Origin of the sequence: Reichenbachiella sp. 5M10 (assembly GCF_002742335.1) — a bacterium.
Taxonomy (GTDB): domain Bacteria; phylum Bacteroidota; class Bacteroidia; order Cytophagales; family Cyclobacteriaceae; genus Reichenbachiella.
Genome location: NZ_MDGR01000007.1, coordinates 4,581,427 through 4,594,312 on the forward strand (window position 1 = coordinate 4,581,427; position 12,886 = coordinate 4,594,312).

The 12,886-nt window shown below is 46.4% G+C and carries 4 protein-coding genes; 2 read left to right on the plus strand and 2 right to left on the minus strand.

Annotated features, from left to right (window positions below):
* Positions 1-22 precede the first annotated feature (22 nt).
* On the plus strand, positions 23-9,049 hold the full coding sequence (locus BFP72_RS18725) for a T9SS type A sorting domain-containing protein (protein WP_099600605.1): 9,027 nt from the start codon (positions 23-25) through the stop codon (positions 9,047-9,049).
* A gap of 546 nt (positions 9,050-9,595) precedes the next feature.
* Here the strand turns inward: BFP72_RS18725 and BFP72_RS18730 are convergent.
* A complete protein-coding gene (locus tag BFP72_RS18730; protein WP_099600606.1) occupies positions 9,596-9,964 on the minus strand; it encodes a hypothetical protein in 369 nt (122 codons plus the stop codon).
* A gap of 83 nt (positions 9,965-10,047) precedes the next feature.
* Positions 10,048-11,172 carry a radical SAM family heme chaperone HemW gene (hemW, locus tag BFP72_RS18735; RefSeq protein ID WP_158233464.1) on the minus strand — a complete coding sequence of 375 codons (1,125 nt, stop codon included), beginning with the start codon at positions 11,170-11,172 and terminating at the stop codon, positions 10,048-10,050.
* Positions 11,173-11,194: 22 nt separating this feature from the next.
* On the opposite strand from hemW, the gene BFP72_RS18740 reads away from it, so the two are divergent.
* The gene (locus BFP72_RS18740; RefSeq protein ID WP_099600608.1) at positions 11,195-12,868 is read left to right on the plus strand and encodes a BamA/TamA family outer membrane protein; all 1,674 of its coding nucleotides are present in this window, start codon (positions 11,195-11,197) and stop codon (positions 12,866-12,868) included.
* Positions 12,869-12,886: the final 18 nt, after the last annotated feature.

Here is a 12,886-nt window from a genome sequence, read left to right on the forward strand (position 1 = left end):
CTAAGCATATAAATTCGAGTTTATGTCACGTAGTTTTACACTAACCACCGAGGGTACCGTCACTAGCGGAGTGAGGTACTTATTCTGTTTTCTTTTCTTCCTTTCTACTTCATGGTCGGCATATAGCCAGACTTTTCCTTATTCGGAGGATTTCAATACCGACGATGGAGGATGGGTCGCCTCAGGAACTGCCAGTAGTTGGGAGTGGGGGGTTATGGCTTCAGGGAAGACAGGCTGGGCGACAAACTTGTCTGGCAATTACAACAACGATGAGTTATCTTATTTGGAATCTCCAAGTTTAGACTTGTCTGGGGTGATGACCAATATGATATTAAAATTTGGGTTGACGTTTGACCTTGAGAGTGGTTGGGATAGAAGCTGGTTGGAAAGCAGTATTGACGGGGGGACCACGTATACTAGAATAGTAGAGGAAGATTTAGAATACGTTTCTTCTAGCTCCTGGACAGGCAGTGGGGTGAACGTGACGGCTGTCACCTATGCAATTTCAGCATTGGCTGGTGAGGCTGACGTGAGATTTCGATTTGTACTGGACTCGGATGTGAGCGTCACTAGAGTAGGTGGAGAGTTGGATTATTTCGAAGTGGTAGGACCCGAAGAGCACGAATTGGAAGTCTACTCGATTGACGCAATTGACCCGTCTGCCGTGTTGCAAGATGAGAGTATCACGGTCAATCTTAGAAACCGAGGTAGTACAACTGAAACCAGTATCCCATTGACAGTATGGGTTGATGGCCCAAGTGGTCGTGAGGAATTCAGTGAAACGGTGAGCACTTCGTTGGTAAATGAAGGGATATTGGCTCATACTTTTACTTCTGAGATGGGATTTTCAGAAGTGGGGAATTATGACATCACTGTTTTTTCCACCCTAGAGGGAGATCTTCGCCTTGACAATGATACCGCGAGCATTCGCGTAATCAAAAGGGCCGTCTATACGAGTGGGCTGCCGTATTCTACAGATTTCAATGATTTATTGACCGTCACATATACAAGTGATCAAGGAGAGATTGATGGATTGCCAGGATGGAGTTTTAACTCGACTCATGAAAATGGAAGTTTGGGTATTGGTGTATTTGCAAACAATACTGACCGTGCTTTGGAGCTTTCTAGACATATTGACGGAGAGTTTGTAAGTAATTCTGCGGTGTTGACCTTGGACATGAGTGACAAAGCCGTAGCAACGGATGATGTATTATTAGATTTTCGATTTTCAAAGTACAGTTCTTCAAACTATGCTGAAAATAGAATACATGTACGTGGGGATGAGTCTAGCGAATGGATTGAGCTGTACAACTGGTATGCTAATCAAGGGGCAGATAACGAATGGATACAGGCAGAAGCACTGTCCATCACAGGTGCTTTGGTAGCCAATGGTCAAGAGTTTTCGTCTTCTGTTCAAATTCGTTTTGGAGAAAGGGAGGACTATGCGAGTGATGCATTTCGTTTGGATGATGTCAGAGTCTACGAGCGTTCGGCACATGAGGTGTCTTCTGTCAGTTTGACGATACCAGCATCATCTTCTCAGTTGACCAGTAGCGAGAGTGTCACGGTCAACTATATCAATTTGGGAGCAACCACCGAAACGAGTATTCCCTTGACGGTTTGGGTAGACGGGCCGAATGGCCGGCAAGAGGTGAGCGAATCAGCTGTTGGATCTTGGGCGACTGAAGAGACTATGACCTATGCGTTTGCAACGGCATTAGATTTTTCGGCAGTGGGCAACTATGAGGTGACGGTATTCAGTACGTTGACAGGTGATTTGATTCAAAGCAACGATACGCTACGCAGTAAAACGACCAAAAAATCGGTATACAGTGGAGGGCTGCCGTATTCTACAGATTTCAATGATTTATTGACCGTCACATATACAAGTGATCAAGGAGAGATTGATGGATTGCCAGGATGGAGTTTTAACTCGACTCATGAAAATGGAAGTTTGGGTATTGGTGTATTTGCAAACAATACTGACCGTGCTTTGGAGCTTTCTAGACATATTGACGGAGAGTTTGTAAGTAATTCTGCGGTGTTGACCTTGGACATGAGTGACAAAGCCGTAGCAACGGATGATGTATTATTAGATTTTCGATTTTCAAAGTACAGTTCTTCAAACTATGCTGAAAATAGAATACATGTACGTGGGGATGAGTCTAGCGAGTGGATTGAGCTGTACAACTGGTATGCTAATCAAGGGGCAGAAAACGAATGGATACAGGCAGAAGTACTGTCCATCACAGGTGCTTTGGTAGCCAATGGTCAAGAGTTTTCGTCTTCTTTTCAAATTCGTTTTGGAGAAAAGGAGGACTATGCGAGTGATGCTTTTCGTTTGGATGATGTCAGAGTCTACGAGCGTTCGGCACATGAGGTGTCTTCTGTCAGTTTGACGATACCAGCATCATCTTCTCAGTTGACCAGTAGCGAGACAGTGACTGTCGAGTATGTCAATCGAGGAGCAACCACCGAAACGAGTATTCCCTTGACGGTTTGGGTAGACGGGCCCAATGGCCGGCAAGAGGTGAGCGAATCAGCTGTTGGATCTTGGGCGACTGAAGAGACTTTGACCTATGCGTTTGCAACGGCATTAGATTTTTCGGCAGTGGGTAACTATGAGGTGACGGTATTCAGTACGTTGACAGGTGATTTGATTCAAAGCAACGATACGCTACGCAGTAAAACGACCAAAAAATCGGTATACAGTGGAGGGCTGCCCTATGTGGCGGATTTTGAAGACGTATCCGATGCTGTATATACTAGAGACCAAGGCGAGTTGGTTGGTTTGCAAGGTTGGAGTTTTGAAACCAGTGCGCCCAATGGTCAATTGAAGCTGGGGACATTTACGAATAATAGCACCAGAGCTATGGAGCTAGCTCGTTCTGTTAATGGGGATTATACTACAAACTATGCCGTGTTGACGATGGATTTGAGTGGGCACAGTGCCTCTGTGGATGATATTCTCCTTGATTTTCAGTTTTCACAATATAACCCATCGAACTATGATGAGAATAGAGTGTACATTCGAGGGAGTGAGTCAGATGACTGGGTGTTATTATATGATTGGTATGCAAATAGAGCGAACACTTCGGTTTGGGTGAATGTAGAAGGTCTCGCTATAGCCGACAGTTTGGTGTCCAATGGTCAAGATTTTTCTTCTAGTTTTCAAATTAGATTTGGAGAGAGAGAGTATTATGCGAGTGATGCTTTTCGTTTGGATGATTTGAGGGTCTACGAGCGCCCTGCCCATGAAGTGGATGCTGTATCGATAGCGTTGCCCGCGAGCTCTTCTCAGTTGACCGCTAGTGAGACAGTGACTGTCGAGTATGTCAATCGAGGAGCGACCACCGAAACGAGTATTCCCTTGACGGTTTGGGTAGACGGGCCGAATGGCCGACAAGAGGTGAGCGAATCAGCTACTGGATCTTGGGCGACTGGAGATACCGTGACTTATGCGTTTGCAACGGCATTAGATTTTTCCGTAGGGGGCAACTATGAAGTGGCTGTATTTAGTGTATTGACGGGAGATCCGATGCAAGAGAATGATACGCTTCGAAGTACAATGATGAAGCCATCGGTGTATAGGGGACAACTGCCTTATGCGGTGGACTTTGAGAGTTTGGTAGACACTGCTTATTTTGTCAATCAAGGAGAACTCTATGGTTTGGAAGGATGGAGTTATACCAACGATGGGGCCAATGGTCGCGTGGTATTGGGGCCAACGATTAACAACGATGGTCGAGTACTGGGACTCTCTAGAAGTTCCAGTTATCCTATTGCCTCCAACAATGCGGTCTTGACGATGGATTTGAGTACGTTATCCGCTACGACAGATGATGTCTTGATGGATTTTAGGTATTCTCAGCGAAATGCTTCGGACTATGACGAGAATCAGATATTTGTTCGAGGGGATGAGTCAAGTGAGTGGGTTGTACTCTATGACTGGTACGCCAATGGGGGAGCAGATAACGAGTGGGTGAATGTCAGTGGACAGGCGATATCAGATAGTTTGGTAGCTCATGGTCAGGACTTCTCGGCGAGCTTCCAACTTCGGTTTGGAGAGAGAGGATATTTCAATACAGACGCCTTCCGTTTGGATGATTTGAGAGTCTACTTGCGTGAAGCACACGATTTGCGCACGGTGCAGTTAGATATACCAGAGGCTTCCGCTTTGTTGACGAAGACAGAGAGTATCACGGCGCACATCATCAATCAAGGATCGACCACCGAAACAAGTATTCCGTTGGTGGCTTGGATAGATGGTCCGGATGGTCGTCAGACTGTGAGCGAGACGGCTACAGGGTCTTGGGCAACGAATGACACTTTGAGTTATACGTTCAATACTGCCATAGACCTGGATGCTCTGGGGGTATATGAAGTGACAGTGTTCAGTGGTTTGACCACAGATTTGATTCCATCCAATGATACTTTGAGAAGCGAAACAATGAAGCGTTCTCAGTATACAGGAGGATTGCCTTATGTTGTGGATTTTGAGGCAATACAAGACACGGTTTACATGGGTAAGCAAGGAGAGCTTGTTGGTTTGGATGGCTGGAGCTATGAACCACAAACTGAGGCAGGCAGGTTGTCTATTGGTCAGTATGGAGGCAACGCGACCCAATCTTTGAAACTGTTTCGAGAAACCTCATTGGTGACATCTAATTTTGCGGACATCACGATGGATATGAGTGCATATGCGGTGGCTTCCGATGATATTTTTCTTGATTTTAGATTCTCTAAACTTTATTCGGACAACTATTTTGCAAATAGAGTTTACATACGTGGATCAGAATCGGATGAATGGATTGAGTTTTATAATTGGTTTGAAAATAGTGCTAGCAATTATGAATGGATAGATGTGAGTACCTTGCTGATTACCGATTCTTTAGAGGTTCATGGGCAAGATTTTTCTTCTACTTTTCAGCTCCGTTTTGGAGAGAGGGACACTTATAATTCACGATCCTTATTCATAGACGATATACGTGTCTATGAGCGACCTGCCCATGAGTTGGTAGCGGTGGAGATGATTTTGCCTCAAGCGTCTCCTGTGTTGACAGATCAAGAGACAGTGAGTGTCAAATTTGTAAACTTTGGAACGAATACGGAAACGAGTATTCCTTTGACCGCATGGGTGGATGGACCGTCTGGTCGACAGGAGGTGAGCGCGACAGCTACCGTCTCGTTGGTGACGGGAGACACTTTGACCTACAGTTTTGTCACAGGGTTTGACTTTTCGGAAGCAGGACGCTATGAAGGTACGGCATTTGGTACATTGACGGGTGACCTATTGGCTATCAACGATACGGTTCGTGCTGCTACGATTCAGCAATCCACTTATAGCAGTGGCTTGCCATATTCGATGGATTTTGAGGATGTGACACCTGTCTCTTACTATGATCAGCAAGGCATGCTGGAGGGGCTTGAAGGATGGAGTTATGTCTCGGATATAGAAGGAGGTCTTTTGGAAATTGGATCGTTTACCAACAGCGAAGGGCAAGCACTGGAGCTGTCCCGTAGTCTCGAGGGGGATTTTGTGACGAACGATGCTTTTCTCACCATGGATTTGAGCAGCTACTCAGTAGCTACAGATGAGATATTGTTGGATTTTAGTTACTCGGTCTATTCTCCGGCCAACTATGAGAACAACAGAGTGTTTGTCAGAGGAGATGCCAGCAGCGAGTGGATCGCGATGTACAACTGGTATACATATCATCCTTCAAACAATGTATGGTCTGAGGTTTTAAACTTGGCGATAAGTGATAGTTTGCAAGCACATGGACAGGATTTCACATCGACCTTCCAAATTCGCTTCGGTGAAAGGGAAGATTACGCGAGTGATAATTTCCGTTTGGATGATGTCAAGGTCTATCTCCGGCCTACTCATGATGTTCGTACTGTGGCCGTGACTATTCCTTCGTATTCTGCTTCGTTGACCGATAGCGAAACCATAACTATTGAGTATATCAATGTAGGAGTAGAGACGGAGACTAGTGTTCCATTGACGGCTTGGCTGGATGGTCCTGAGGGACGACAAGTTGTGACGGAGACAGCGACCGCAGCGGTCGCTACGGGGGAGACAGGAGAGTATACCTTCACTGCTGGGTTTGATTTTTCTACGGAGGGCTCCTATGTATTGACGGTGTTTAGTGCGGTGGATGAGGATACCAACTTTCTCAATGATACCGTACGCAACGAAACGCTAAGGCAATCGGTATATACGCAAGGATTGCCCTATGTTGCGGATTTCGAAGAAGTGGAGCCTGTGGATTATGTGGGCGCGCAGTGGGGTAGTCTTGCAGGCTTAGAGGGCTGGAGTTTCCTTAGCTCTTCGCCTAATACCCGCTTGTCCATAGGGGTATATGGAGAAAACAGTTCTCAATCACTATGGGTCAATCAGACACAGTATCAGGGAAATGGAAAAGACGCTATTTTGACATTGGACTTGAGCGACCGTTCGGTGACTACTGATGACTTGTTGTTGGACTTTAGGTTCTCAGATCTTGATTCTTATCTGTATTCAGGGAGTAGTGTCTATGTGAGAGGAAGTGAGTCTGAGGATTGGATCGAAATATATGATTGGTACGACTATCGTCTAGGAAGTGAAGAATGGGTAGATGTGAGTGGACTTACACTCTCTGACTTTTTGCAGTCCAATGGACAAGAGTATTCTTCGACTTTCCAAGTTCGTTTTTATGTCTATAACTACTATTCCAATGAAGGAATGGCCATTGACAATGTCAAGGTTTATGAGTCCCCGCTGAGCGAAGGTAGGGCAGGTGCAGTGGCTGCATCGGCAGGAGACGTGGCTTACTTTGGGCTAGGGTACAACGAGGACTCTTATTTCCAGGATTTTTGGAAGACAGACCAATTGGGAGAAATCACTGTGCCATTGGCGGATTTCCCTGGAGCAGCTCGTAGTGCAGCGGTATCGTTCGTGATTGATGACAAGGTGTATGTAGGTACAGGCCGTGACGAGTCGGGGACCTACTTGGCTGATTTCTATGTCTATGACCCTACCACTGATACTTGGACACAGCTGGGTGATTTTGATGGTGGAGCTCGGACCGATGCGGTAGCCTTCTCTATTGGTAGCAGTGGATACATAGGTACAGGCATGAGTGAGACCGACGAACAGTCGGATTTTTGGAAGTATACGCCCTCGACAGATAGCTGGACACAGTTGACCGATTGGGGAGCTGACAAACGCCGAGGAGCCTTTGCTTTTGTCATCGATGACAAGGCATACGTAGGAGGAGGGTCGTACTTCGATAGCTTTAGCTTCCAGTTGAGCGATATCCAAGAATTTGACCCTACGACGGAACTATGGACAGAGAAGATCTTTGCGGATGGCCTCAACCTCAGCGCCAATTATGCGGCTACATTTACAAGCTTTGGCAAAGGGTACATCGCCTACGGTAGCAAATCGAATTTGGTGTCCTATGACCCAGTGACCAACGAAGTAGAGAACCTCGGTGATCTATTGGAAATGGGAGGAGTGAGAAATAGACCCATCGCCTTTAGCGTAGGAGATCAAGCTTATGTTGGTTTAGGATATTCAGGAGTTTTTGATGTCGTGTATAGCAATGAAGTAGTGGCTGTCCAAGGATTGAAAATCGAGCCTATAGATATTCTGCTATCCAATACGACCCTTGTGGAAAATGATTACTCTCAGCGAGTAGGAAGTTTGTATGCAGAAGACCCTATGGATGGACGTGCACATACTTTTGAATTGGTGGCTGGTGATGGAGTCAACGATGCGAGCAATAGCCGCTTCACTATCGCCAATGGTTACTTGTATACTCAGAGTTATTTTGACTTTGAGACAGAGACCACGGCCAATGTGTATTTGAAAGCAACGGATGCTGATGGGCTCTCCATAGAAAAGGCGTTTGTGTTGAGTGTCGAAGATGCCAATGATATCCCATCAGGAATCATACTTTCTAGTACGGAGGTGTATGAGTCACTGACGGGCGAAACGGTAAGTGTAGGTACTTTGACTGCTTTGGATGATGATCTAGGAGATACGCACACTTTCGAAATACGAACGGTGGATAGCCCATTTGTGATAGAAGGGAATGAATTGAAGATTGTCGCTCCAGATTATGAAACGCAGGATAGTTATGGCATATCAGTTCGCGTGACGGACCAGGACGGAAGCTTTAATACTGAATATATCTACATTGATGTGCTCAATGTCAACGAAGCGCCTACCGCCTTGTCTTTTGACACGGATAGTTTTGACGAAGACTTAGAGGCAGGCGATTGGATAGGGAGCTTTGTGGTGACGGACCCTGATGTAGGAGACCAGTACAGCTACGAGTTCATAGAGAGTGATCAGTTTGGCAGCAACAATTCCGCGTTTAGGATCGAGGGCAATGATTTATACTTGGTGACGCCTTTCAGTTACGAAACACAGAATGTAGCATTCGCTTTTGTGCGATTGACAGACGAAGACGGCAACATACTCGAAACGGCTGTTTCATTGGATATATTAGATGTCAATGAGGCGCCAACCAGTATCACGTTTACGTCAAGTGTAGAGCCTACTGCGTCAATTATCAAGGCCAATACGGTCATAGGACAGATTGAGGTAGAAGATGAGGATATAGATGATGCACACACGATAGTGATTACCAATGCATGGTTTGAACTGAGTGTGGATGACCAAGGACAAGTGACAGCACTGGAAGATATGGATTTTAGTGGGATTGCTAACTTAGAGTTTACCGCCACGGCTACAGATCTAGGAGGCGCTTCTATGAGTCAGTTTTTCATGATTAGTCGTGGAGAATTGGTGTTGAAAACCGAAGATCCTGCGATAAGTTTCGAGATGTATCCAAATCCTGTATCTAGCAACTTGATGGTTGAATCACTCCAAGCTGATCGTGTGGAAGTGTATAGTTTGACGGGAGTACGTCTGCTAGAGCAGACAATCAACGGTACGCAGGCAACGATCGACTTTAGTCACATGCCAGTAGGAGTGTATTTGCTCAAAGTCTACGAAGGAAAGTCATTCTCGACACATCGTGTGATCAAGCAATAGCAAGAGCACCTATGTATGAGTTTTGTAAAGAAGTCTCGGCACCACGTGTCGAGACTTCTTTCGTTAGTGACAGGAATATCTAAACAGCAGTACAATAGATTATACAGCAGGAAAGGACTATTGGAGATAGAGTATATCCAACTGTGGGATTGCTAAGACATGAGCTATATGCTGGCACCTGGGGCGTACTACACGCAGACAAAATGTCTGCCTTTTTTGATGCTTCAGTTGGTAGGTCAAGGACAAAATGTGAGCACCTGAGGGCTTGCTGTATGCCGCACAGAGCCTCTGTTGAAAGTGCCGTTTGCAAAGCCTGGAGGCAGTTTTTAGTACTCCCTTTTTAAACACGTGTGTTTGATCGATTAAATACACGTGTTTCGAGCTTCAAACACACGTGTTTGGACCGCCGATCACACGTGTTTGATTTGACGATCACTTGTAGTCCCTGCTGTTCGACTTTTGTAAAGTCGAAGCACTATCATAGGATCTGTGATCCAACTTTTCTAAATGTCAGTGTGTCTAGGCCAAGTGAATGGGTAGGGAGACCTATGCCTCTCGCACCTTGTCCATGAGTTCTGCGCGGATGCCCCAGTCATTGGCGAGGTTGAGCATAGCGGTGGCTTCCATTTCCGTGAGGTAGCCTTTTTTGTTGTTGTCTTCCCAGACAGAAAACAAATACGAAACTTTTTGTTCGGAGGGAAGTTTGCCGATGGTCTTGCCCAGCAGCTCTCGTGAGCGTTCGAAGGCAGACATGAAATCCTCGGCAATGAAGGCATTGGCCCATAGCAGCTCATCATGCGCTGACAGCTCATCTGCTGCCTCATGGAGAAGCTTCTCTTCGTCCTCATCCAATCCATGGTAGTGGAAGATGAGGGATTTTAAGAGCATGAATGCTTTTTTCTCGTCTTGATTCATAGCGCTGTACAGGTTTAGGCTGACACAATTTTAATGATTTAAATCTGAATTTATCGAATTACGAGAAGTCAAATCAGAAATCACTAGGGAATCAACCCTTCTGTGATCGAATCACACAGCAATTTGCCCTGGTGGGTGAGTAGGAGTCGGTCGTTTTGGAGGAGGACGAGTTTTTCCTCTACCAATTGGGTGAGGAGCTTGTTTTTGACTTGAGTCACATCATAGTCGTGCTCGGCTCTGAGTTGAGCGAGGTTTACTCCCTGAGCGGTTCGGAGTTGGGTCAGGATGGTTTCGGTGATTTTGTCTGTCGGACTGAGTTGCTCGAGCTCATAGTTCAGAGACTGCTCCTCTACGCCTTGGATGTATTTGATGTTGTGGGCGATGTTGTACTGTCGGCTGTGGCCATTGTACGAATGTGCAGCAGGCCCTATGCCTAGATAGTGCGTGCCAAACCAATACGAGGAGTTGTGCTTGGATTGATGATTGGCCTTCGCAAAATTGGAGATTTCGTATTGTTGGTAGCCTGCCGATTGGAGACGATCCATGATGTGGATGAGGTGCTGTCTGGCCAATTCTTCGTCGATGGGGGTCAGTTTGTTTTGTTTGTGCCACCGTCCAAATACCGTGTCTTCTTCGATCGTGAGGCCATAGATGGAGACATGAGGAGTGCCCAACGATAGGGCGGTATCTAGATCATGGGACAGCATGGCCAAGCTTTGATCAGGCACGCCGAAAATCAGGTCAATACTCAAGTTGGTCAAGCCGATCTCCTGTGCGTGACGGACAGCCTCTAGGGCTTGGTTTCGGTCGTGAGACCGGTTGAAGGAGCGGAGTATTTGATCATCAAATGACTGGATGCCTATGCTTAGTCGGTTGATGCCGATCCCTTGGAGTGCCCGCAGTTTGTCGGGCGTGAGATCGTCCGGGTTGGCCTCTAGGGTCAGTTCAGCTTCTGGGTCGAGGACAAAGTGTGTCCGCACCGCATCGACGATGGTCTTGAGCTGAGAAGTGTCAAGTATCGAGGGGGTTCCTCCCCCAAAATACAAAGTGTGGATGAGGGGGTCGGTGAGATAATCTTTGCGCAGTTTTAGCTCTGAGACCAAGGCATCTACCATTTGCTGCGTATTTTGCAGTCGCGTAGAGAAGTGGAAGTCGCAATAGTAGCAGGCTTGTTTGCAATACGGGATATGAATATAAATGCCACTCAAAGACGTGCAGTTTGGAACCAGAATGCTAAAGTATAGACAAATCTATTATAGAATCGCCTTGGTGTTGCTTTTCGTCCCAAAGTTGGGGTTGGCCCAGCGCTACACCGTGGAAACGCATGGATTGCCGGAGCGTTTTGCTGTGCATGAGCTGTCGGTTGATTCTGCTGAGGTAGTACCGCTGTCTCGGGAGATTGTGGATCGATTGAGAGGAGAGGGGTTTTGGTTGTCGGGGTTGGATAGTCTCAGCTATGGTAAGGACACGGTCGCGTTGTATTATTACACTGGAGGAGTGTATGACAAGATTTGTTTTGATTTTGTGGAGCAAGGTACCGAAGTGGCTATCGAAGAACAGAAGCGGTTTTTTCGCCATGAGCGCAGTATAGATCAGGTGCAGGATCGTATGGAGGCTGTATTGGAGCACTACGAAAACAACGGATATCCCTTTGCTTCTGTGGCGGTGGATTCTGCAGGGCTAGATGGAGATGAGTTGTATGTGAGGTTGCGGGTGGATCCAGGGATGTTGATTCGGTTTGATTCGTTGACTGTGACTCCAGGAGGAGTGCTCAAAGCACGCTTTTTGAGTAGGTACCTAGGCTTGGCATACGACCGCTACTACAGCGAGCAGCAGGTGCAGAGCATCGCGGCACGTATCGAGAATTTGCCCGCCGTGACGCTGGTTGATGTTCGCAGCACGTTTCAGTTGCGCCGCTCCAAAATAGAATTGGAGCTCAAGCCAGAGAAAGTGAATCATTTTGATGGCATCATTGGTTTTGTGCCTGCCAATGATGAGACCAACAAGATAGAGGTGACGGGAGAAATCAACTTGAGTATAAAAAACCTGTTTCAGTCTGCCAAGCAATTCGAGTTTCATTGGGAAAAGTATACACAAAACTCGCAGTTCTTGACGGCCAATTATCTGAGCCCAGCGCTGTTTGGTTCTCCATTGGACTTGTATTTGGCTTATGACCAAATCAAGCAGGATACTTTGTTTTCGAATCGAAGTTTGCAAGTTGCCTTTGATTACTACCCGACAGGGCATAGCAAGCTTCGTGTGAGTTATGAAAACGAACTGGGCAATGAACTGAATGATGAGAGTGGACAGAGCGGTGATTTCAGAATTGATTACTACGGATTGGCGGGGCAATTTTGGAAACTGGATAATCGTCGCAGACCGAAGCAAGGGGTGGCACTGTCTGTCACGAGCCAGGTAGGCTACAAACGCATCGATCAGGACAGCGTCTCACAGGCAGAGGCTACACAGTACAGTCTGACGAGCAAGCTGGCACTGTATCAAAAAGTAAGGAAGCGCTCCGTGTTGTATGCAGGGCTGAGTGCAGGCTGGTTGGAGAGTGACTGGCTCTACCTCAACGACCTCTACCGCCTTGGAGGTTTGCGATCCATTCGTGGTTTCAATGAGAATGACTTTTATGCGTCTCACTATGCTTATACGAATTTGGAATGGCGTTTTTATTTGGAGGACCAGTCGTATCTCGTTGCATTTTATGATCAGGGTTTTTTGGGCTATGATATCGTCAACGGGTCCTATTCGGATCGTCCCTCAGGGGTCGGTGTAGGGATGCAGTTCAATACGGCAGGGGGTGATTTTTTGATATTGTATGGCTTGGGTAAGCGTCAAAACCAAAGCTTTTCATTTGATTCCTCCAAAATCCATTTTGGATATACCGCTTTATTTTGAAAACCATGTTTTAATTCA